15 protein-coding genes and 1 riboswitch are annotated in these 21,619 nt (G+C 61.1%); of the genes, 8 read left to right on the top strand and 7 right to left on the bottom strand.

Features of this window, described 5'->3' with window-relative positions:
- Positions 1-179: 179 nt before the first annotated feature.
- The 3 genes from cysD to cysQ all read left to right on the top strand — a co-directional run bounded on the left by cysD (position 180) and on the right by cysQ (position 3,998).
- Complete coding sequence (gene cysD, locus AC1DNI_RS06455) at positions 180-1,085, top strand: sulfate adenylyltransferase subunit CysD (RefSeq protein ID WP_477691230.1); 906 nt, start codon at positions 180-182, stop codon at positions 1,083-1,085.
- Positions 1,085-3,034 (top strand): bifunctional sulfate adenylyltransferase/adenylyl-sulfate kinase NodQ, encoded by a 1,950-nt coding sequence (gene nodQ, locus AC1DNI_RS06460; protein ID WP_477691231.1) that lies wholly within the window; start codon positions 1,085-1,087, stop codon positions 3,032-3,034. The genes cysD and nodQ overlap by 1 nt, the downstream gene beginning before the upstream one ends.
- Positions 3,035-3,203: 169 nt before the next feature.
- Entirely contained in the window at positions 3,204-3,998 is a 795-nt protein-coding gene (gene cysQ / locus AC1DNI_RS06465; protein WP_477691232.1) for a 3'(2'),5'-bisphosphate nucleotidase CysQ, read from the top strand.
- Here cysQ and AC1DNI_RS06470 read toward each other — a convergent pair.
- The 3 genes from AC1DNI_RS06470 to AC1DNI_RS06480 form a co-directional block, all read right to left on the bottom strand.
- On the bottom strand, positions 3,995-5,014 hold the full coding sequence (locus AC1DNI_RS06470) for a FecCD family ABC transporter permease (protein WP_477691233.1): 1,020 nt from the start codon (positions 5,012-5,014) through the stop codon (positions 3,995-3,997). The two genes, cysQ and AC1DNI_RS06470, sit on opposite strands and share 4 nt — an antisense overlap.
- 1,126 nt (positions 5,015-6,140) lie before the next feature.
- Complete coding sequence (locus AC1DNI_RS06475) at positions 6,141-7,088, bottom strand: ABC transporter substrate-binding protein (RefSeq protein WP_477691234.1); 948 nt, start codon at positions 7,086-7,088, stop codon at positions 6,141-6,143.
- Positions 7,085-7,888: an ABC transporter ATP-binding protein gene (locus AC1DNI_RS06480; protein WP_477691235.1), complete on the bottom strand. Its 804-nt coding sequence runs from the start codon at positions 7,886-7,888 to the stop codon at positions 7,085-7,087. Before AC1DNI_RS06480 ends, AC1DNI_RS06475 begins: the two co-directional genes overlap by 4 nt.
- A 285-nt stretch (positions 7,889-8,173) precedes the next feature.
- Positions 8,174-8,387, bottom strand: a riboswitch (cobalamin riboswitch).
- Between the two features lie 154 nt (positions 8,388-8,541).
- Between AC1DNI_RS06480 and AC1DNI_RS06485 the strand changes: the two genes are divergently transcribed.
- From AC1DNI_RS06485 to AC1DNI_RS06495, 3 genes are all read left to right on the top strand, one after another.
- On the top strand, positions 8,542-11,880 hold the full coding sequence (locus AC1DNI_RS06485; RefSeq protein ID WP_477691236.1) for a transglutaminase family protein: 3,339 nt from the start codon (positions 8,542-8,544) through the stop codon (positions 11,878-11,880).
- Positions 11,881-11,971: 91 nt separating this feature from the next.
- Complete coding sequence (locus AC1DNI_RS06490; RefSeq protein WP_477691237.1) at positions 11,972-14,368, top strand: circularly permuted type 2 ATP-grasp protein; 2,397 nt, start codon at positions 11,972-11,974, stop codon at positions 14,366-14,368.
- 8 nt (positions 14,369-14,376) lie between these two features.
- On the top strand, positions 14,377-15,258 hold the full coding sequence (locus tag AC1DNI_RS06495) for a transglutaminase family protein (RefSeq protein WP_091950041.1): 882 nt from the start codon (positions 14,377-14,379) through the stop codon (positions 15,256-15,258).
- 3 nt (positions 15,259-15,261) lie between these two features.
- Here the strand turns inward: AC1DNI_RS06495 and AC1DNI_RS06500 are convergent, their stop codons facing one another.
- The 3 genes from AC1DNI_RS06500 to AC1DNI_RS06510 all read right to left on the bottom strand — a co-directional run bounded on the left by AC1DNI_RS06500 (position 15,262) and on the right by AC1DNI_RS06510 (position 18,736).
- Positions 15,262-16,035, bottom strand: a complete 774-nt coding sequence (locus AC1DNI_RS06500) for an MgtC/SapB family protein (RefSeq protein ID WP_477691238.1) — start codon at positions 16,033-16,035, stop codon at positions 15,262-15,264.
- 173 nt (positions 16,036-16,208) lie between these two features.
- Positions 16,209-18,305, bottom strand: a complete 2,097-nt coding sequence (locus tag AC1DNI_RS06505; protein WP_477691239.1) for a catalase — start codon at positions 18,303-18,305, stop codon at positions 16,209-16,211.
- A gap of 68 nt (positions 18,306-18,373) precedes the next feature.
- Positions 18,374-18,736, bottom strand: a complete 363-nt coding sequence (locus AC1DNI_RS06510) for a DUF427 domain-containing protein (protein ID WP_477691240.1) — start codon at positions 18,734-18,736, stop codon at positions 18,374-18,376.
- A gap of 120 nt (positions 18,737-18,856) precedes the next feature.
- On the opposite strand from AC1DNI_RS06510, the gene xth reads away from it, so the two are divergent.
- A complete protein-coding gene (xth, locus tag AC1DNI_RS06515; protein ID WP_477691241.1) occupies positions 18,857-19,630 on the top strand; it encodes an exodeoxyribonuclease III in 774 nt (257 codons plus the stop codon).
- 12 nt (positions 19,631-19,642) lie between these two features.
- Here the strand turns inward: xth and AC1DNI_RS06520 are convergent, their stop codons facing one another.
- On the bottom strand, positions 19,643-20,275 hold the full coding sequence (locus AC1DNI_RS06520) for a glutathione S-transferase family protein (protein WP_477691242.1): 633 nt from the start codon (positions 20,273-20,275) through the stop codon (positions 19,643-19,645).
- Between the two features lie 222 nt (positions 20,276-20,497).
- Here AC1DNI_RS06520 and ppaT point away from each other — a divergent pair, with 222 nt between their 5' ends.
- Positions 20,498-21,619 carry a pyridoxamine--pyruvate transaminase gene (ppaT, locus tag AC1DNI_RS06525; protein WP_477691243.1) on the top strand — a complete coding sequence of 374 codons (1,122 nt, stop codon included), beginning with the start codon at positions 20,498-20,500 and terminating at the stop codon, positions 21,617-21,619.

Below are 21,619 nucleotides of genomic sequence, written 5' to 3' on the forward strand. Positions count from 1 at the left end.
TTCGCCTGCAACGGCAATAAATTGGCGTCGATTTTGCGCGAGGCGTGAAACCATCCTTTTCTAAACCGCTACTGTTCCACTATGTTTGCGGCACGTTCCGGCAGTCGAAGGACGCCGGTGTCCTGAATGATTTTTGCTGGCGTCAATAACGCGCCCGGCACAAGTGGATAGTGATTTTGATGACCAAGAACCTGACGCATCTTCAGCGTCTTGAAGCCGAGGCAATCCACATTTTCCGTGAAGTTGCGGCAACCTTCGCCAAGCCGGTGATGCTCTATTCCATCGGCAAGGATTCGTCCGTCATGCTGCATCTGGCGATGAAAGCGTTCTATCCGGCAAAACCGCCATTTCCGTTTCTCCATGTCGACACCACGTGGAAATTCAAGGAGATGATCGCGTTTCGTGATTCAGAAGCTAAGCGGCTTGGGTTTGATCTTCTTGTCCACAGCAACCAGGAAGGCATCGAGCAGGAAATCAGCCCCTTCGTTCATGGTTCGAACACGCATACCCACATCATGAAGACGGTGGCTCTGCGCCAGGCACTCGACCAATATGGCTTCGATGCTGCCTTTGGCGGCGCGCGCCGCGACGAAGAGAAGTCGCGCGCCAAGGAACGCATCTTTTCCTTCCGCAATGCCCAGCATTCCTGGGACCCGAAGAACCAGCGTCCGGAAATGTGGAAGATCTACAATACCCGCGTCGCCAAGGGTGAATCGATCCGCGTCTTTCCAATTTCCAATTGGACCGAACTCGACATCTGGCAATACATCATGCAGGAGGAGATTCCGATCGTTCCCCTGTATTTCGCCGCCAAGCGGCCGATCGTCGAGCGCGATGGCATGCTGATCATGCGCGACGACGAACGGATGCAGATGCTGCCGGGTGAGGTGCTGCAGGACAAGATGGTTCGGTTCAGGACCCTTGGCTGCTACCCGCTGACCGGCGCTGTTGAATCGAGCGCCACGACGCTTCCGGAGATCGTCGGCGAAATGCTGGTTTCCCGCACCTCGGAGCGGCAGGGCCGCATGATCGACAAGGACGAGGCCGGCTCCATGGAAAAGAAAAAGCGTGAGGGCTATTTCTGATGAGTAAACTAGCCCAGATCGAGTTGTCCGCAGCCGAAGCAGCCGCCGAGGAAATCAACGCCTATATGGCCGAACAGGAAAAGAAGTCGCTCTTGCGCTTCCTGACCTGCGGCTCCGTCGATGACGGCAAGTCGACGCTGATCGGCCGGCTGCTCTACGACACAAAGCTGATCTTCGAGGATCAGCTTGCCGCCCTGACCAACGACAGCCGCAAGCACGGAACGAATGGCGAGGATATCGACTTTGCTTTGCTTGTCGATGGCCTTGAGGCCGAGCGCGAGCAGGGCATCACCATCGATGTGGCCTATCGCTTCTTCTCGACGCCGAAACGCAAGTTCATCGTCGCAGATACGCCCGGGCACGAGCAATATACCCGCAACATGGCGACCGGCGCTTCGACGGCGGATCTCGCCATTGTGCTCGTCGATGCGCGGCAAGGCGTGCTGCAGCAGACGCGGCGTCACAGCTTCATCGCCTCCCTGCTTGGCATCCGCAATATCGTACTGGCGGTCAACAAGATCGATATCGTCGATTACTCTGAGGAGATTTTCGACAGGATCGTCGAGGAATATCAGACGTTTGCGGGCAAGCTCGGATTCAATTCGATACAGTCGATCCCGCTTTCGGCGCGCTACGGCGACAATGTCATCGGTGCATCCGATAAGTTGCCCTGGTATAAGGGGCCATCGCTGCTTGAACATCTCGAAACCGTGCCGCTTGATCGCACCGCCGAAGAACGCCCTTTCCGGTTTCCCGTCCAATTCGTCAATCGTCCCAATCTCGATTTTCGCGGGTTTGCCGGCACTATTGCCTCGGGGTCTGTAGCGCCCGGCGACGAGGTCGTCGTGGCGAAGTCCGGCAAGACATCGCGCGTCAAGCGCATCGTCACCTGGGATGGCGATCTCGATCGCGCCGGCGAGGGCGAGGCGGTTACCATAGTGCTGGAAGATGAGGTCGAGGTTTCGCGCGGCAACATGCTGGTTTCCCCGGGCGCGCGCCCTGAAGTCGCGGACCAGTTCGCGGCCCATCTTGTCTGGTTCGCCGAGCATGCGCTCATTCCGGGCCGTTCCTATATCCTGCGCACCGAAACCGACCAGGTCACGGCCACGATCACCGATCTCAAACATCGAATCGATATCAACAGCTTCGCCGAAGTTGCTGCCAAATCGCTCGATTTGAATGAAGTCGGGGTCTGCAATATTTCGACGCAGGAGCCGATCGCCTTTGATTCCTACAAGTCGAACCGTTCGACCGGGTCGTTTATCCTCATCGATCGTCTGACCAATGCCACGGTTGGCGCGGGCATGATCGATTTTGCGCTTCGCCGCGCATCGAACGTGCACTGGCAGGCGCTCGACGTCGATAAGGCGTCGCGCGCGGCACTGAAGGATCAAAAGCCGGCCGTGCTTTGGTTCACCGGGCTCTCCGGTTCGGGCAAATCCACGGTTGCGAACCTTGTCGAAAAGCGCCTCTCATCGCTCGGCAAGCACACCTATATCCTTGACGGCGACAATGTCCGCCACGGCCTCAATCGCGATCTCGGTTTCACCGAGGAGGACCGCGTCGAGAATATCCGACGCGTCGGCGAGGTGGCAAAGCTTATGGTGGATGCGGGGCTGATCGTGCTGGTCTCGTTCATTTCGCCTTTCCGCTCCGAGCGGAGCATGGCGCGGGAATTGCTTGGCGACGGCGAGTTCATGGAGATCTTCGTCGATACGCCCTTTGAGGAATGCGCCCGTCGCGATCCAAAGGGCCTTTACGCCAAGGCGCTGCGCGGTGAGATCAAGAACTTCACCGGCGTGGATTCGCCCTATGAAGCGCCGGAGGCCCCGGAACTTCATCTGAAAACCGTCGGGCGAACGACGGAAGAGCTTGCCTCCGAGGTCGAAAACCTGCTTGCTGAGCGTGGCATCATCTTCAATTACGACCAGAGTTCGTGGTCCATCTAGATCAAGTCATGCAATTCGCACTCACGCCCCTATGGGTTGCCGCCCATCTCCCCCACAACGGGGGAGGTCGCATAGGCATGTCCGCCGGCAATTCGAATGTCGTTGAGTGTGACTGCGCATTGGTCTCCCCCCTTGGGATGGAATTGCCCGGCAGGGCAGAGAGCGCTGCATGACATTCCACTCTGATCTACTCACCCTCTTCGAAGAAGCCGCGATCGTTGCCGGTCAAGAGATCCTGCGTATCTACGAGGAAGGCTGCGCTGTCGAACTCAAGGACGACAAGTCACCCGTGACTGCAGCCGACCACGCCGCCGAGGCGATCATCCTTCAGGCGTTGCGGGGTATGACACCGGACATCCCCATCGTTGCCGAGGAAGAGATCGCAGGCGGCCATATCCCCGGCGATCTCGGCACCCGCTTCTATCTAGTGGACCCGCTCGATGGTACGCGGGAGTTCGTCAGCCGCAATGGCGACTTCACCGTCAACATCGCGCTCATCGAAAACGGCGTACCGGTGCTCGGCCTCGTCTACGCTCCCGTGCGCGGCCTGCTCTTCACCGGCGGTCCCGAGGGGGCGCAACAAGTGACGATCGATCGCAACGGCAGCGTGATCGAACGTCAGGCCATTGCTTGCCGTTCAGCCCCCGACGTTCTGGTCGCGGTTGCGAGCCGCTCGCACCGGACGCCGGAAACCGACGCCTATCTCGACCAGTTCGCCATCGCCGATTGCGTTTCGGTTGGTTCATCGCTGAAATTCGGCCTGCTCGCGCGCGGGGAGGCCGACATCTATCCGCGGCTGAGCCGCACCATGGAGTGGGATACGGCGGCAGGCGATGCCGTATTGCGCGCGGCCGGCGGCATCACCTCGACGCTCGACGGCAGGCCGCTGACTTACGGGCGGCGCAACCAGGCGCATGATGCGGATTTCGCCAACCCGCATTTCGTGGCTCGGGGCCGGCCTTAGCCTCGCGGTTTTCGCAAGAGTATCGTCACCACGAAGAACGCCCCGACCGAACTCGTTACGATTCCGATCGGCAATTCCTGCGGCGCGAGCAGCAGGCGCGCGGCAAGGTCGCTGAGCAGGATCAGGATGGCGCCGAAAATGGCGCAGGCAAGGATCAGTCCGGCGTGAAGCTGACCGGCGAAGCGGCGCGCCATGTGCGGGATCATCAAGCCGACAAATCCGATGACGCCGGTAACCGAGACGAAAATCGCGGTCGAAAAGGCGCATACGATAAAAACGATACTGCGCGTGCGCGCTACACGCACGCCGAGGCTCTCGGCGGTGTTTTCCCCGGCGAGAAACGCATCGAGTCGGCGGTGGTTGAAGAGCGCAAATGCGAGGATCGCGGCAAGCCCGGTGATTGCCAGCGGCAGATTATCCCACCGCGCCAGGCCGAGACCGCCGAGTGTCCAGAACAGCACGGAGTGGGCGGCGCGCTGGTCGCCGAGGAAGACGATGTAGTTGGTGAGTGCGGCAAAAAGGAACGAGACGGCAAGGCCCGCGAGGATCAGCCGTTCGGGTCCCTGGCCCTCGATGCGCCGCACGAGCACCAGCACCAGCAGGGCCGCGAGCATGCCGCCCGTAAACGCGGCAATCGGCAAGGTCCAGATGCCGAAGCGATCGCCGAAGATGCTGATCACCGAGACGGCACCGGCGGCCGCGCCCGAGGAGAGGCCGAAGAGGAACGGGTCGGCGAGATCGTTGCGCGTGACGGTCTGCAGCATCGCGCCGATGACGCCAAGGCCCGCACCGACGCACAGCGCAAGGATGACGCGGGGCAGCCGAAGGTCGATGATGATGCGTTGCACCGGCGCGGCGACGGACGTGTCGCTGAGACCGGCGGCATGGGCAAGCGCACGCATGACGTCGCCGAGCGGGATCAGGGTCGAGCCATAGGCAATCGAGGCAAGGGCGAGGGCGAGCATCGCCACGCTTGCGCCGATAAGCATGCGTCGCTGCGTGGGGGCGAAGCTCATTTACCCCCCTCTGGGCTGCCGCCCATCTCCCCCACAAGGGGGGAGAAAAGCCTGCAGTCATCTCGGCGCAATACCCTGCCGGTGGCGGCTGGACTAAGCGCCGGAAGCCAATCGGTCTCCCCCCTTGTGGGGGAGATGCCCGGCAGGGCAGAGGGGGGTGAGTGGATCATTTCGTCAATGACTTTCAAATGCGTCGCCGCCTTTCCCTCCCCCTTGTGGGGAGGGTGGCTGCGCAGCAGCCGGGAGGGGCGTGCCTGGGATGAAACAAATAGCTCCGCCGTCGTAAGGACCCCGCCCCGGACCTTCGGGTCCGTCCCAACCCACAGGGGAGAGGGAAAGGCGCGAGCCCGCAAAGGCCAACGCCTCGTTCGAGTAGCGAATGTGCGAAACTGCCAATCGGTCTCCCCCCTTGTGGGGGAGATGGGCGGCAGGGCAGAGGGGGTGAGTGGATCATTTCGTCAATGACTTTCGAATGCATGACGCCGCCTTTCCCTCCCCCTTGTGGGGAGGGTGGCTGCGCAGCAGCCGGGAGGGGTGTGCCTGTGATGACTCGAAGGGCTTCGCGGTCGCAAGAACCCCGCTCCGGACCTTCGGTCCGTCCCAACCCACAGGGGAGAGGGAAAGGCGCGAGCCCGCAAAGGCCACCGCCGCATTCGAGTAGCGCGTGTGCGAAGCCGCCAATCGATCTCCCCCCCTTGTGGGGGAGATGCCCGGCAGGGCAGAGGGGGGTGAGTGGATCACTTTCGTCAATGATTTTCGTATGCATGGCGCCGCCTTTCCCTCCCCCTTGTGGGGAGGGTGGCTGCGCAGCAGCCGGGAGGGGCGTGCCTGGGATGCCTCGAAGGGCTTCGCGGTCGCAAGAACCCCGCCCCGGACCTTCGGTCCGACCCTCCCCACAAGGGGGAGGGAAAGGCGCGAGCCCGCAGAAGCCAACGCCTCGTTCGAGTAGCGAGTGTGCGAAGCCGCCAATCGGTCTCCCCCTTGTGGGGGAGATGCCCGGCAGGGCAGAGGGGGGTAAGTGGATCATTTCGTCAAAGGCTTTCGTATGCATGGCGCCGCCTTTTCCCTCCCCCCTTGTGGGGAGGGTGGCTGCGCAGCAGCCGGGAGGCGCGTTGCTGGTCACCCCTCAAAATGCTTCCGGATGCATCGCACGAGCGATCTTGCCGATGGCTTCGATATTGGCAGGTCCGGGCGTGATCTCGGCGTAGCGCAGGGCGACGAAGCGTTCGTTCTTCACCGCATCCGTCTCCTTCATCGCCGGGTGCGATTTCAGGAAATTCAAAAGCTTCTGGTAGCCGGCATCATCCTGATAATCGAGAAGGACGAGGAATTGCGGGTTGCGCGCGGCGACCGTTTCCCACGACGTCGTGCCCCAGCTCGTCTCCATGTCGTCCATGATGTTGACGCCGCCGGCTTCGCGGATAAATGCCGACGGCATGGCGAACTTGCCGGCCGTGAACGGCTTGTCCTCACCGGAGTCATACAGGAAGACGCGCGTGTCGCCGTTGCCGCCGATCTTGCCCTTGATCGCGGCAAGCTCCGCATTCCAGCCAGAGACCAGCTTGTTGGCCTCGGCTTCCCTGCCGAAAATCTTGCCGAGCTTTTCAATATCGCCATAGAGCAAATCCATCGAGGCGGCGGGACGATTCTTGTCGAGATGAACGCAGCTCTCCGTCAGGACGAGCGTCTTGATACCGTAGGGCGCGAGCGTGTCCGGCGTAACGTCGCCGCCCGGCTTCATGCCGTAATACCAGCCGGCAAAGAAGAAATCGGGATTGGCGGCGACGAGGTTCTCGATGGTCGGATATTTAGGTGCAAGCTCGGGGATCGATCCTAGCTGCTTCTTGAACGCCTCGTCGAGCTTGTACCAGCCGGTGATGCCGGTCACGCCGACGATCGAGGGCTGGAGGCCGAGCGCGAAAGCCATCTCGCTCATGTTGATATCCTGGATGACGGCGCGTTTGGGCGCCGCGTCGAAGGTCAGCGGCGTGCCGCAACTGTCGACAGTGACGGGAAAGGCATATGCCGGCGCCGACAGCAGCGTGAGCGCGAGCGCGATGAGGGCTTTTTTCATGGGAGTCTCCGTGACTGATCAGATTGAACGGGGCCGGGAACGTCGAACACCATGAGTTCGCGGTCCTGATGCGGGTGGCGCAGGCGCAGGACGTCGAGGTCGAACACGTCGCTGACGATGCGCGGGGTCAATGTCTCGTTGGGTGTGCCGGCGGCGACGATCTTCCCGGCATGCATGACGGCGACGTGGCTGGCGAACGGCGCAACGAGCGGCAGGTCGTGCAGGACGGCGACGGTGGTGATGCCGAGCCCGGAAACGAGCGAAAGCAGGGCGCTGCGGGCCTTCGGATCGAGGTGATTGGTCGGCTCGTCGAGAAACAGGATCGCCGGTTGCTGGGCGAGAGCGCGCGCCAGCTGCAGCCTCTGCCGCTCGCCGCCGGACAGCGAACCAACCGTCCGGGCCGCAAACGACGCGACGCCGGCACGGTCCATGGCTTCCCCAACAATCTCGCGGTCCGTCGCGGCGCTGTAGAGTCCGCCATGGGGGATACGGCCAAGCGCCACGTAGTCGATGGCGCGCAACTGGCCGTCCGGCGTATCCGTCTGGCCGACCACGGCGAAGCGGCGTGCCCGCTCCAGCGGGGTCAAGCGGCTAATATTCTCGCCTTCAATATGAATTGCTCCGCTTGTTGGCGCTGCAAGCCCTGCCAGCATCCGCAGCAGCGTGGATTTGCCGGCGCCGTTTGGACCGATGATGCCGAGCCGCGATCCGCGTGGAATTTGCAGCGATGCAACCTCGACCAGGCACTTGCCGCCGATTCGATAGCTGACCGTGTCGGCGCTGAGAAGGATGGAACTCATGGCTGGCGTTTTCCGGCAATCGAAGATCCTCGCACGCAGGAAACTTCGATCAACTGATGTAATGTTATATCGTATGATAGCAAACGCGAAGCAATGTCAACCGGCAGGTTCCAGCCAGGGTGCGGGCACAAGCGATGATGATGATGAGGGTCGATGTGCATGCCTGTCCTTCATGGGGACAGGAACAGGGAACGTGGATATTCCAATCACAGGACGCCTCAGCAGTTGCTCAAGGTCATCCGTAAACGGCAACACCGCATCGCTCCCGGCACACCCCGTCCGGTTCGAATCGTTTGCTTGATGGCAGGTCTCCTGGCTCGCGGGTCTCAGCTTTGCCCGGCCTTCCCGATCGTTCGATCAGTGGCATCGTCAGGCAACGCTCGCCGCTTACAGTTGCGGGGGCAGCCACGGTCTCGGTCCCTATTGGGTACGCCTCACCGTGTTCCCTTTTCATCTCCGGTGTTGTCATCCCGGAGAAACCATCGGCGCGGATGCTATGCGGGGATTTCTCCGCTGGCAAGCACGTTTATACGGCAAAATTCTCAAGTGCTAAAATAATTGGCAACGGCACATTTTAGGACGTGCCCTATGAAAGAGAGTAGTTTAGGTTTCAGTTTGTTTCGCGCGATGCGCGGCTAGTTATTTGAGGCGATATGGCAATTCACGCTGCGGTCTACCATCTGACGCACTATAAATATGACCGTCCGATCATGCTCGGACCTCAGGTCATTCGCCTGCAGCCTGCGCCGCATTCGCGTACGAAGGTTCTCAGCCACTCCCTGAAAGTCAGCCCTTCCAATCACTTCGTCAACCTGCAGCAGGATCCCTACGGGAATTTTCTCGCCCGCTTTGTGTTTCCCGAGCCCGTCACCGAACTGAAGATCGAGGTCGACCTCGTTGCGGACATGACGGTCTACAATCCCTTCGATTTCTTCGTCGAGCCGATCGCGGAGACGTGGCCCTTCGCCTATCCTGAGGATATCCGGGACGACCTCTCGATCTATCTGAAGCCGGAGCCAATGGGTCCGCTGCTGAGCGCGTTTCTTGCAACGATCGACCGCAACCCGACCAATACGGTGAATTTCGTCGTCGACCTCAATGCGCGTATCCAGCGCGAGGTTGGCTATGTCATCCGCATGGAAACCGGCGTGCAGGAGCCCGATACGACGCTCGGCGTCGCGACCGGTTCCTGTCGCGATTCCAGCTGGCTGCTCGTACAGGTCCTGCGCCATCTCGGCATCGCGGCCCGGTTCGTCTCCGGCTATCTGATCCAGTTGAAACCCGATCTCGTCGCCCTCGATGGCCCGGCGGGGACGAACAAGGATTTCACCGACCTTCACGCGTGGTGCGAGGTTTACCTGCCGGGCGCGGGCTGGATCGGACTTGATCCGACCTCGGGCCTTCTGACCGGCGAAAGCCATGTTCCGCTCGCCGCAACGCCGCACTACAGGAATGCCGCCCCGATTTCCGGCATGGCCGAACCCGCCAATGTCGAGTTCAATTTCGACATGCATGTGACACGGGTCTCCGAACACCCGCGCATAACCAAACCGTTCTCGGACGAATCCTGGGCAGCGCTCGATGCTTTGGGCGATAAGGTCGATGCGATGCTGCAGCAGCGCGACGTGCGGCTGACCATGGGCGGTGAGCCCACCTTCGTGTCGATCGACGATTTCGAATCCGGCGAATGGAACACCGATGCGGTCGGCCCGACCAAGCGCGAAAAGGCCGACATGCTGATCCGCCGACTGCGCGATCGCTTTGCGCCCGGCGGCTTCCTGCATTATGGGCAGGGCAAATGGTATCCGGGCGAAAGCCTGCCGCGCTGGACGTTCTCGCTCTACTGGCGCAAGGACGGCAAGCCGATCTGGGTCGATCCGAACCTCATCGCTGCCGAAAACAGCAAGGGCAAGATCAAGCCGGCGGACGCGGAACAATTGCTGACCGGCATGGCGAATGTTCTCGGCGTCGAGACGGAGATGGTCGCGCCGGCCTATGAGGATCCGGCCGAGTGGCTGGTCAAGGAAGGCAACCTGCCGGCCAATGTCGATCCCTCCAATTCGAAACTCAAGGACCCGGAAGAGCGCAGCCGCATGTCCCGGGTCTTCGAACGTGGCCTGACTGAACCGACGGGATATGTGCTTCCGGTACAGCGCTGGAACAGCCAGGCTGTTGCCGGCCCGCGCTGGCGCAGCGAAAAGTGGACGACACGCCGTGGCAGGCTCTTTCTGGTGCCGGGGGATTCGCCGGTCGGATACCGCCTGCCGCTCGGAGCGCTGCCGCATGTCCCGCCTTCGGAATATCCCTATATCGTGCCCGTGGACCCGTCCGTGGATCGCGGACCGCTTGCCGACTCGATTGCTCAAGCAGATCCGGCGGCCCGGGACACGCCGCAGGCCGTCGCGTCATTCACAGCCGCCGAAGGGGGTCAGCAGGAGCGGGTCGAACAGGAACTCGGCGATATTGGCGGCGCGGTGCGCACCGCGATCTCCGTTGAGCCGCGGGAGGGCCGCCTCAGCGTGTTCATGCCGCCGGTTGAAGCGCTGGAGGACTATCTCGAACTCGTCGGCGCCGCCGAGGCTGCTGCTGCGAAGCTCGGACTGCCGGTTCATATCGAGGGCTACAGTCCGCCGCAGGACCCGCGCATCAACGTCATTCGCGTAGCGCCGGATCCGGGTGTCATCGAGGTCAACGTCCATCCTGCCGCCAACTGGCGTGAGTGCGTCGAAACGACAACGGCGATCTATGAGGAAGCGCGCCAGTCGCGCCTCGGCGCCGACAAATTCATGGTCGACGGCAGGCACACCGGCACGGGCGGCGGCAATCATGTCGTTGTCGGCGGCGAAACGCCAAATGACAGCCCGTTCCTGCGGCGGCCGGATCTCTTGAAGAGCCTTGTCCTTCACTGGCAGCGGCATCCATCCTTGTCCTACCTGTTTTCCGGCCTCTTTATCGGTCCGACAAGCCAGGCCCCGCGCATCGACGAGGCGCGCCATGACAGTCTCTACGAGCTCGAAATCGCCATGGCGCAGGTGCCGATGCCGGGTCGAGGTGCACCGCCTCTGCCCTGGCTGGTCGACCGGCTTTTCCGCAACCTTTTGATCGACGTCACTGGAAACACCCACCGGGCGGAAATCTGCATAGACAAGCTGTTCTCGCCTGACGGACCAACGGGACGGCTTGGCCTCGTCGAGTTCCGCGGCTTTGAAATGCCGCCCAATGCCCGCATGAGCCTCGCACAGCAATTGCTGGTTAGGGCGCTGGTAGCACGCTTCTGGAACAAGCCCATCGAGGGCGGGTTCGTCCGCTGGGGCACGTCGCTCCACGATCGCTTTATGCTGCCTGCCTTTGTCTGGGCCGATTTTCTCGATGTTCTCGCCGATCTGCGGGAGAACGGCTTCGAGTTCCGGCCGGAATGGTTCGAGGCGCAGCTCGAATTCCGCTTTCCGTTCTGCGGCGAGATCGAGCGCGAGGGCGTCAAGCTGGAACTGCGCCAGGCGCTGGAGCCATGGCATGTCATGGGCGAGCAGGGCGCAATCGGCGGGACGGTGCGCTTCGTCGACAGTTCGGTCGAAAGATTGCAAGTGAAGATGGAGAACTTCAATCCTGCGCGCCACAGCGTTGCCTGCAACGGGCGCGAAGTCCCGCTGCGGATGACCGAAACGCAGGGTACGGCGGTCGCAGGCGTACGCTACAAGGCGTGGCAGCCGCGCAGCGGGCTGCATCCGATGATCCCGGTCAATACGCCGCTTGTATTCGATATTTACGATCAATGGTCGGGTAGGGCGATCGGCGGCTGCGTCTATCATGTCGCACATCCGGGTGGGCGCAGCTATGATACTTTTCCCGTGAATTCGAACGAAGCGGAGGCGCGCCGCCTTGCCAGGTTCGAAGCGCGGGGACACACGGCGGGGGCCTATGAACTCAGGAAGGAGCAGCCTTCCGGCGAGTTTCCGATGACCCTCGACCTCAGGCGGCCACGGCCAAGTTGATGCGACGAATGCGAGATCGGATGAGTCTGAGTTTTACCCCGGCTCTGTCTAGCCAAATGCCCCGCCACCGCGGCCCGGGGGGTGTGCAACCATGCCATCGCCCGTGAGAGCGCCAAACGTATCAGGGCTGCTCGCGGGTTATCAACCGCTGCCCAATGTTGCCGACGAGATGATCGACCCATCCGGCGCAGTGCGTCCGGGTTGGGAATTACTCCTTCGCAAACTCGATCAAATCGGTCCTGAAAAGCTCGCGACCCGCTTTGCCAAGGCCAGCCAATATCTGCACGATGCGGGCGTTTATTACCGGGTCTACGACGAAACCGGCACACAGGAACGAGAATGGCCGCTGGCGCATATCCCGCTTCTGATTGACGAGCATGACTGGCAGTCGATCACGCGCGGTCTTGCCGAGCGCGCGGATCTCCTGGAAGACATCGTCGCCGACATTTATGGCGAGAACCGGCTGATCGGCGAGGGCCTGCTTCCCCCCGATCTGATTGCTTCGAATTCCGAATATTTGCATGCAGTGGCAGGCGTGAAACCGGCGAGCGGGCATTTTCTGCATTTTTGCGCCTTCGAACTCGGCCGGGCGCCCAACGGCAGGTGGTGGGTTCTCGGCGACCGCACGCAGGCGCCGTCGGGTGCGGGTTTTGCCCTTGAAAACCGCGTCGCAAGTACGCGGGCCCTCGCGGATGTTTCCGCGTCCATGAACGTTCACAGGCTTGCCGGGTTCTTCAAGGAGTTTCGCGATTCGCTGCAGGCGCAGGTTAAGAATCCGCAGGGACGTGCAGCAATCCTCACGCCCGGACCCAACAACGAAACCTATTTCGAACACGCCTATATCGCGCGCTATCTCGGCTTCATGCTGCTGGAGGGTGATGATCTCACCGTCAGCAAGGGCAAGGTCATGGTGCGCACCGTTTCGGGCCTCAAGCCCGTGGATGTGCTTTGGCGACGGATGGACGCCGCCTATATGGATCCGCTTGAACTGAAGGCAGATTCCTGGATTGGCACCCCCGGCATGGTGGGGGCTCTCCGGCAACGTTCTGTCTCGCTCGTCAACGCACTAGGCTCCGGCATCCTGGAGACGCGGGCCTTGCTGGCGTTTCTCCCGGCCATTTCCAACGCGCTGCATGGGCGCGACCTTGCGCTGCCGAGCATCGCAACATGGTGGTGCGGCCAGGACAAGGAGCGCCGGCACGTCATGGACCACCTCGACCAGATGATGGTGGGACCGGCAATGTCGAGACAATTGCCGTTCGAAGATATGGGCGCGACCGCGCTCGGCGCCGGCCTTGACGATAGCGCACGCAGCGAACTGCTTGCACGGCTGAGGTATGACGGGCGCAGCCTTGTCGGGCAGGAGGCGGTCAAGCTTTCGACGACGCCGGTCTATGTCGACGGCAAGCTGGAACCGCGCCCCTTTGTATTGCGGGTCTTCGCCGCGCGGACCAAGCATGGCTGGAGCTTTCTGCCCGGCGGTTTTGCGCGCGTGGGCCTTACACTAGATACCGCTGCGATCGCCATGCAGCGTGGCGGGCAGGCCGCCGACGTGTGGATCACGAGCAGCGGACCGGTCGGCAAGGACACGCTGCTGCCGCGCGAGGATGACGCTTTCCGGCGCAACGTGCCGGGAACGCTTCCTAGCCGTGCTGCTGAAAACCTCATGTGGATGGGACGCTATATCGAGCGGGCGGAAGGAACCGCGCGCATCCTCCGGGCCTGCCATGCGCGTCATGCGGAGGCGGCCAACAGGGAACTTCCGCTGCTCGCGGAAATGCGTGCCTATCTGAAGCCTCTCGGCGTCGATCTCGACAGCGCCATTCCAAAGGGTCTCTCGCGCTCGATCGACGGCGCGATGCTCAGCGCCAGCCGTATTCGCGATCGCTTTTCGCCGGATGGCTGGCTTGCGTTGCGGGACCTTTCGAAGACGATCCATCGTTTTCATGATGCGGTGGCTGCGGGCGACGACACAACCCGGGCAATGACCATCGTTCTGCGCAAGCTTGCCGGCTTTTCCGGCCTCGTGCACGAGAACATGTACCGGTTCACCGGCTGGCGCTTCCTCGAAATCGGACGCCGCATCGAGCGCAGCATCGGCATGGCGCGCATCCTGGCAACGCTATCGCGTCCGGACGCAGCGGATGGGGCGCTCGAAATGCTGCTGGAGATCGGCGACAGCGTCATGACCCACCGGCGCCAATACAGTGTTTATTCCGGGCGCCTCAGCGTGCTCGATCTTCTGACGCTCGATCCGCTCAACCCGCGCTCCATTCTTTTCCAGTTGGAGGCCCTGAAGACGGAGTTCGGGCTTCTGCCGGCGCGCGATTCGAGCACCGAGATGCCGGTACTTATGAAGAAGGTGCTTCGGCTCCACACCGACCTTGCCATTATGGAAGCGTCGGAGCTCACGCCGGATAAGCTCCATGGACTTGCCTATGAAATCGGAGTGCTCTCCGATACGATCTCCGACACCTATTTCGCCTGAGGCGACCGATGCTCTACAATATCCGCCTGCATCTCCACTATGATTATGAGCGCTCCGCCGCCGGCGGGCGTCACCATATTCGAGTCATGCCGCAGACGATGCCGGGCATCCAGCGGGTGATCGCCTCAAGCCTGTCCTTCGACCCGTCTGCGGCCGAACGATCCGAGTTTACCGATTTCTTCGCCAACACCGTAACATCGATAGCCTACCGCAATCCGCACGAGACGCTCGATGTGACGATGACGGCGCGGGTAAATGTCACACGTCCGCCGACAATGCTCGATGTATCGCCGGACATGGCTGGCCTTCAGAAGGAAATAAGGAGCGTCCGGTCAATCGCCGCGGACGCGCCGCATCACTTTCTGAACTCGACCGATTATGCCGCGATCGATCCGCAGATCACCGCCTATGCGGCGGAGAGCCTTGCCGAGGCGCGCACGGTGATGGAGGTCGTGAACAGCCTCAACCACCGCATTTACAAGGACTTCACCTATGACGGGGAGGCGACAGACGTGCGCACGTCGGCGCGGCAGGCATTCGATCTCAAGGCCGGGGTCTGTCAGGATTTCAGCCATGTGATGATCGCCGGATTGCGCGGACTCGGCATCCCGGCCGGCTATGTCAGCGGTTTCTTGCGCACCATACCGGCACCGGGCGAGGAGCGGCTCGAGGGCGCCGACGCGATGCACGCTTGGGTACGGGCCTGGTGCGGCCGCGAAGCCGGCTGGCAGGAGTTCGACCCGACCAACAACATGGTTGCCGGCAATGACCACATCACCATCGGCTATGGCCGCGACTACGCCGATGTGTCGCCGATCGTCGGCATCTTGAAGACAAGCGGTTCGCAGGAAGGCAAGCAGTCCGTCGATGTCATCCCGCTTGAGCCCTAGCGCTCAGCCGCGATCGGAGTCGAGGATCGTGTCGAACAGTTCGATCGTGTACCTTTTTTCGACGAACTCGATCAGATCGAGCGGCGGCCCGGCTATCTCCGGCCTGTGCCAGCGCACTTCATAGGTAACCGTCACGTGGTTACTGTCAGGCCGGCGATATTGTTTCATGAAGCGCGCGCGATAGCCGATGGATGCGAGTTCCTGCTCGAATGTGCGCGGCGTTTCGCCGTCCTCGCGCACGATCGTAAGAAAAGCCTTTCGCTCACGCGAGATCCGGATATCGATAAGTTTCATCGCCCAAAGGATCAAATAGACAAGGGCGGTCGCAACGCATGCCAGTTCGATGAGGCCACTGCCGAAAGCGAGCCCGATCGCCGTCATGATCCACAACGTCGCCGCAGTGGTTACCCCGCTGACGAGGTCGCCGCGCTTGAAGATCGCGCCGCCGCCGATGAAGCCGACGCCGGTGAGTATACCGAGCGGTAAGCGCATCACGTCGATATTGACGAAGGAATCAGACGCCTTGCCGACTGTAGATAGAAGCAGATTGGCCTGTATCATCGCCATGCAGGCGGCAAGGCCGACAAGGAGCGTGGTCCGCAGGCCGGCAGCGTGGCCGCTGGCCTCCCGGTTAAACCCGATGATCGCACCAGCCACGACGGTCAGGCCGAGGCGAATGGCGATGTCTTCCCATGTCAGATAAAGCTCCACCGTTGCACCTTGAGGCTTGTTCCTCGCCACGGAAAGGGTAACGTCAGCGCCTTGGCCCCTATCCACCCCACCGTCATTCTCGGCCTATGTCCCGATTGACCCACAGGTAGGTGTGGCATTTACAACCAAGGAGCCTGCACGGGTAATCTATCCGGGACCTAGCCCGAGCATGACGGTGGAGAGGATCGTGCAGAGGGGAAACAAATTGTCAATGCGCTTCCGCCTCCACTGGCTTGCGCCTAGGCGAGCATCCTCAGTTTCGGTTCGCGGTCCCAATAGCGCTTGGTCGCGGCATCGGTGAAGCCTTTGTCGACTGGCACGACACCGGCATCGTCCTTGATGCCGGCGGCGTCGAGCAAAGCCCTGGAGGAGGCGGCATAGCCGATCGCCTTGAGATGGCCGAAGGCGTCCATCACCCACTGTTTTGCCGCTCCTTCATTCGCCAGCCTGCCGGCAGCATCGGCGGAGACGATAACGGCGACGGCGTCGAACAATTGCGACGGCGTACCGAGCAATTGACCATCGGCTTTCATTATATCGCCATTGGCCAGTTTGGCGCCGCCGATCTTTGGCGCGACGATGACAGGTTTGGCGCCTGCCTGCTTGACTGCATTGGTTAGCGCGCCGAGCGCCGCGGCATCGGTGCCGTCATCGATCAGGATACCGACCGAACGTCCGTCAAGCGTGGGTTTCATGTTTCCGTGGATGCTGAGAGCAGGCGAGGGCTCCATGTCGAGCGGCGCGCGCGCGGCCTCCGACTTTGCCGGCAATTCGATGCCAAGCCCGTTTGCCACGCGCTTGGCGAGATCCTCGTCAACGTTGCGCAAATTTGCGACCATGCGGGGCGGTACTTGCGCAAGTGTGACTTTCGAGAGCTCGAACACGAAGGACGAAGCGATGTGGGCCTGTTCGGAAGGCTGCTGCGAGCGCCAGAACAATCTTGCCTGGCTGTAGTGATCGGCGAAGAGTTCCGCACGTATCCGCAATTTGCCCCCGGTTTCCGCTTGACCGGTCCGGCCTTCAGCAGTCGTGAACCCGGTGACCGGACATTCGCGCGGCCCGCCGTCCTCGCCATGCGCGGCAAGGCTGTTGGGTTCGTAGTTGGCGCGTCCTTTCGGAACATTCATCTGCATCTGGCCGTCGCGCTGGAAATTCATCACCGGGCATTTCGGCGCATTGATCGGAAGCTGATGGAAGTTGGCTGTGCCAAGCCGTGATTTTTGGGTGTCGAGATAGCTGAAGAGCCTGCCCTGGAGCAGCGGATCGTTGGTAAAATCGACACCCGGGACGATGTTCGCCGGGCAATAGGCGACCTGTTCGGTCTCGGCGAAGAAGTTGTCAGGGTTGCGATCGAGGACGAGCCGTCCAACCCTGCGCACCGGAATGACTTCTTCAGGAATGATCTTGGTCGGGTCAAGCACATCGTAGGGCTGGGCATCGGCGAACTTCTCGTCGAAAAGCTGCAGGCCAAGTTCCCATTCGGGGAAATTTCCGGATTCGATTGCTTCCCACAGATCGCGCCGGTGATAGTCATTGTCCGCCGCTTGCAACTTAAGGGCCTCGTCCCACACGGTCGATTGCAAACCGAGCTTGGGCTTCCAATGGAATTTGACAAAGGTGGATTCGCCCTTGGCATTGACGAGACGGAAGGTGTGGATGCCGAAGCCCTCGATGGTGCGGAAAGACCGGGGGATGGTCCGGTCTGACATGGCCCACATCAGCATGTGCGTCGTTTCGGGCATGAGCGAGGCCCAGTCCCAGAACGTATCGTGGGCGCTGCCTGCCTGCGGGAACGCGCGATCGGCCTCCATCTTCACAGCATGAACGAGGTCGGGAAATTTGATCGCGTCCTGGATGAAGAAGATCGGGATGTTGTTGCCAACGAGGTCCCAGTTCCCTTCCTTGGTATAGAACTTGACTGCGAACCCGCGCACGTCACGCGGTGTATCGACCGATCCCGCACCTCCAGCCACGGTGGAGAAACGGGTAAACACCGGCGTCTTCTCGCCCTTGCGCTGAAAGAGGTCGGCCTTGGTGATGTCGGCAAGGGATTCGTAGAGCTCGAAATAGCCATGTGCCGCCGATCCGCGCGCGTGGACAATGCGCTCGGGGATGCGCTCGTGGTCGAAGTGGAAAATCTTCTCACGCAGGACGAAGTCTTCGAGCAGGGTCGGTCCGCGTTCCCCGGACCGCAAGCTGTTCTGGTTGTCGCTGACGTGAATGCCCTGGTTGGTGGTGAGGTGCCCCTCGGCTCCATGCGGGCCTTTCTCGGGCACATGCTGATGGATTTCACCGCCATTACCCCGGTCGGTGACGAAATTGTTTTCCGTGGCCATGGTACCATCCTCGTTTTCGGTGGGAATACTTCCTAACGAAGGGTAGGCGCCAAGGTTCCAAACGGCGCCTATTCGAACCTGACTTTCCTCTGATCGAACGCGCCATAACCGCGGATGGCCGCGACCTCCGGCTTAGGATCCTCATAGGACCACATGGCATCGTCCGAGGCCTCGCCCTGACCGAGCACACGCCAATAGGACGCGGTGCCTTTCCATGGGCACTCCGTGTGCGTTTCGGTCTTTTCGAGATGGACGAAATAGATGTCGTCGAAGGGGAAATAAAGGACCGGCTCATGTCCGGGCTCGTGCAGTTCGACTGCGTGATCGCTCGACGCTATCACGACGTCGTGGAACCGGACCGTTACCGGCTCCGGATGCGGATTGATGGTGATGCCGCGATTCATATCCTGCTCCTCGGTTGATTTCGACAACGTCTTTCCATGCAAAAGCAAAAAGCTGCGCCGAAGGTTCCGCATTCGCTTGGCAAGAACGCTTGGCGGCGCTCCGAAATGATGTAGAAATCATATGGGAGCGGGCAACCAGGATCGCCAGTGAAGATCGCCACATACAATATCAACAATATCAACAAGCGACTGTCGAATCTTCTGCATTGGTTGGAAACGTCCGCGCCGGATGTCGTCTGCCTGCAGGAGTTGAAGTGCGAGGATGCTAGCTTTCCGGCAGAGGCGTTGCGCGATGCCGGATATGAAGCGGTCTGGAAAGGCCAGAAATCGTGGAACGGCGTTGCGATCCTTGCGCGCGGCGCCAAGCCGATCCTCACGCGTGACCGGCTGCCGGGTGACCCCGAGGATGTGCAAAGCCGCTACATCGAGGCAGCGGTGAACGGCGTTCTGATCGCGTCGATCTATTTGCCGAACGGCAATCCGCAACCCGGGCCGAAATTTCAATACAAGCTCGCCTGGTTCAAGCGCCTGCACCAATACGCGGCGGAACTTCTCGAAATGGACATACCGGTCATCCTCGCGGGTGACTTCAACGTGGTTCCGACCGATTTCGATATCTACAATACGCGCCCGTGGATGGACAATGCCTTGCTGCAACCGGAGAGCAGGGAGGCATTCGCCAAGTTGGTGGAGCAAGGGTGGGTCGACGTCGTACGCTCGCTTTATCCGGACGAGCCGATGTATTCATTCTGGCACTATATGCGCAATGCATGGGATCGCGATGCGGGTCTGCGGCTGGATATGCTGATGGCATCGCCCGCGGCCTATGAACGGGTAACGGATGCGGGCGTCAACCGCGACGCGCGGAGCTTGGCCAATGCAAGCGACCACGCGCCTACCTGGGCCGAATTCGAGGATTGAAGCTTTTCCTTGTCAGGAATCAGGGAAATTCCGCTTCAGGATCGATTCGAACTGGGGAAGGCGGGAGACATTGTCGGCAATGGTGTTGAGCTTGGGCAACGCCTTGGCGAAGGCATTCTTGCCCGGCCGCCAATGGCGCATCACCGCAATGTAAAAGTCGATCGCCGAAAGCCTTTCGCCGAGAAAATAGGGATCGTCGGCGACCTGCTCGACATTTGCCCACAACTCCATCCGGTATTGATCGATGGCATCCTTGTATTCCTGGCTTCTTGTCTCGGATATTTTCCAGCGGTCGGGATCGTCGGCGAACGTTGTCGTCGGATAAATCTCGCTGTTGATGTACAGCAGCCAGCGGAGGAACGCCGGACGCTGCGGATCGCTGGATGAGGGCACGTAGCGTTGGTCGGGGAAGGCATCCGCGAGGTGGAGGATGATCGCCGCGCTCTCGGTCATAACGCTGCCGTCTGGCATGATAAGCGTCGGAACCTGACCAAGCGGGTTGAGTTCGAGCAGACGGTCCCGGTCCGGTCCGGGTTCGAGGTAGGGGATTTCTTCGAGTTCGAACTCTGCCTGGGCTTCGCGCATGGCGAGTTCGACGATCACCGATCCACATCCTTCCGAACCGATCAAGACATATTTGCTCATGATGCCGTCCTGTTTCTTGCCTGGGCCAGGGGTTTACTATGGCGAACAAATGAAGCCTGCGCCAGAAAGTTCCTTGAGAGCCGAGGCCCGGGTTCGAAGCTTCGAAATATTCGCATTGCCGAACGGCCAAGGTTTGAAAGAGTTTTCCTTGGTTTCCGGCATTCGGCAGAATATGGTCTGCGTCGGCGACAGAGCATCGATGAGGACGGGACAAGTTCGGCAGTGCAATCCAGGCTTCCCATTCCGCCAATGATGCTGACGACCGGGCCTGTCCCGGTTTACCCCGAGGTGCTCCAGGCAATGGGTCGGCCGGTAATTTACGATTATCACCCCGCATTCCAGACCTACTATGCCGATGTCATCGATAAACTGCGCAGGGCCATGCGGACCCGGCTCGCGCCAGTCATCATGCAGGGCGAGGCGATCCTCGGTATCGAGGCGGCCGCCGCGGCGCTGATCGGAAAGAGCGACGTCGTCCTCAACCTCGTATCCGGCGTCTACGGCAAAGGCTTTGCCGCCTGGGCGGCGCGTTATGGCAAGGAGGTTGTCGAGCTTGCCGTTCCATTTGACGAAGTGATCGATGCCGAGGCGGTTCGCCAGGTCCTGCGGCGCCGGCCGGAGATCACGGTCGTTTCGGTCTGTCACCACGATACGCCATCCGGTACGCTCAATCCGTTGGCCGAGATCGGCAAGGTCGTCGCTGAACACGGGGCCTACCTCATTGTCGATGCCGTTTCTTCCTTTGCCGGCCTTGATGTCCATCCCGACGCCGTACATGCGGATATTTTCATCACCTCGCCATCGAAGTGTCTCGGCGCTTCGCCGGGCTTAAGCCTCATTTCGGTAAGCGAGCGTGCCTGGCAAAAGATGGAAACGAACAGGGACGCGCCGCGCGGCTCGTTCCTCAGTCTCCTTGGCTGGAAGGACGCGTCGGAGCCCGGGCGAAGCTTCCCCGTGACGCCGTCGATCTCGGAGATATACGGCCTCGACGCCGCGCTCGATCGCTATTTCAGCGAAGGCGCCGAAAATGTCTGGGCCCGCCATGCGCGGACAGCGGCTATAATGCGCGATGGCTTAAGGCAAATCGGTGTCCAGCTTTGGCCTAAGCGCGAAGAATGGTGCGCGCCGACGACGACCGCATTTCGCGTGCCCGAGGGCTGGAGCGATGCCGCCGTGCGCGACCGGCTGCTCGATGATCACGGTATTCTAGTTTCGCTCGGCCGCGGCGAAACCGCCGGCAAGGTACTGCGCGTCGGCCATATGGGCGCCTCCGCCGAACCTTCTTTTGCCCGCGCCGCCGTCAAGGCCCTCGACGAAATCCTGTCAAATCGAACTTCCACTTGA

This window comes from Phyllobacterium sp. 01N428, assembly GCF_056399405.1.

Coding starts and splice junctions, on each gene's coding strand:
- AC1DNI_RS06475 (WP_477691234.1), bottom strand. CDS start 7,088: ATGAAAAAAGCCCTCATCGCGCTCGCGCTCACGCTGCTGTCGGCGCCG.
- nodQ (WP_477691231.1), top strand. CDS start 1,085: ATGAGTAAACTAGCCCAGATCGAGTTGTCCGCAGCCGAAGCAGCCGCC.
- AC1DNI_RS06480 (WP_477691235.1), bottom strand. CDS start 7,888: ATGAGTTCCATCCTTCTCAGCGCCGACACGGTCAGCTATCGAATCGGC.
- AC1DNI_RS06490 (WP_477691237.1), top strand. CDS start 11,972: ATGCCATCGCCCGTGAGAGCGCCAAACGTATCAGGGCTGCTCGCGGGT.
- cysD (WP_477691230.1), top strand. CDS start 180: ATGACCAAGAACCTGACGCATCTTCAGCGTCTTGAAGCCGAGGCAATC.
- AC1DNI_RS06505 (WP_477691239.1), bottom strand. CDS start 18,305: ATGGCCACGGAAAACAATTTCGTCACCGACCGGGGTAATGGCGGTGAA.
- AC1DNI_RS06495 (WP_091950041.1), top strand. CDS start 14,377: ATGCTCTACAATATCCGCCTGCATCTCCACTATGATTATGAGCGCTCC.
- cysQ (WP_477691232.1), top strand. CDS start 3,204: ATGACATTCCACTCTGATCTACTCACCCTCTTCGAAGAAGCCGCGATC.
- AC1DNI_RS06485 (WP_477691236.1), top strand. CDS start 8,542: ATGGCAATTCACGCTGCGGTCTACCATCTGACGCACTATAAATATGAC.
- AC1DNI_RS06520 (WP_477691242.1), bottom strand. CDS start 20,275: ATGAGCAAATATGTCTTGATCGGTTCGGAAGGATGTGGATCGGTGATC.
- AC1DNI_RS06470 (WP_477691233.1), bottom strand. CDS start 5,014: ATGAGCTTCGCCCCCACGCAGCGACGCATGCTTATCGGCGCAAGCGTG.